Here is a 1,073-nt window from a genome sequence, read left to right as displayed (position 1 = left end):
AATAGGTCAAATGACTTGTTGATGTCGTCTAGGCCCATGTTGAATGAGATGAAGTCATCAAGTTGGAATTCACCTGCCATGTAACGGTCAACGATACCTGGAAGCTCTGAACGGCCTTTAACGCCACCGAATGCAGAACCACGCCATACACGACCAGTCACTAGTTGGAATGGACGAGTAGAGATCTCTTGACCAGCACCAGCAACACCAATGATTACTGATTCGCCCCAACCTTTATGACAACACTCTAGTGCTGAACGCATAACATTAACGTTACCGATACACTCAAAAGAGTAATCTACGCCGCCATCAGTCATTTCAACAATCACTTCTTGAATTGGCTTGTCGTAGTTCATTGGGTTGATGCAATCTGTTGCACCTAGTTTACGAGCAAGGTCGAATTTGCTTTCGTTGATATCAATCGCAATGATACGGCTTGCTTTAGCCATAGTACCACCGATGATAGCAGCAAGACCGATACCGCCTAGACCAAAGACAGCGATAGTATTGCCTTCTTCAACTTTAGCTGTGTTAAGTACCGCACCCATACCGGTTGTTACACCACAACCTAGTAGACAAACTTCTTCAAGTGGCGCTTCTTTGCTGATTTTTGCTAAAGAAATTTCTGGAAGTACAGTGTACTCAGAGAAAGTAGAACAACCCATGTAATGGAAGATTGGCTGACCGTCTTTGTAGAAACGGGTTGTGCCGTCTGGCATTAGGCCTTTACCTTGAGTTTCACGTACTGCCTGACAAAGGTTAGTTTTGCCAGATAGGCAGTATTTACACTTGCCACACTCAGCTGTGTAAAGTGGGATTACGTGATCGCCAACTTCAACACTTGTTACGCCTTCACCAACCATTTCAACAATACCGCCACCTTCGTGACCAAGGATTGCAGGGAAGATACCTTCTGGATCGTCACCTGATAATGTAAATGCATCAGTGTGACATACGCCAGTTGCAACGATACGAACTAATACTTCGCCTGCACGTGGTAGCATTACATCAATTTCTTCAACAGAAAGAGGTTGTTTTGGACCCCATGCGATAGCAGCTTTTGATTTGATAAA

General features: G+C 44.5%; 1 protein-coding gene. It reads right to left on the bottom strand.

Features of this window, described 5'->3' with window-relative positions:
- A partial coding sequence (locus PMAL9190_RS19915; protein ID WP_144384388.1) for an S-(hydroxymethyl)glutathione dehydrogenase/class III alcohol dehydrogenase occupies window positions 1-1,073 on the bottom strand: 1,073 nt, incomplete at both ends.

Origin of the sequence: Photobacterium malacitanum (assembly GCF_900185615.1) — a bacterium.
Taxonomy (GTDB): Bacteria; Pseudomonadota; Gammaproteobacteria; order Enterobacterales; family Vibrionaceae; genus Photobacterium; species Photobacterium malacitanum.
This window is presented reverse-complemented; position numbering and strand designations above follow the sequence as displayed.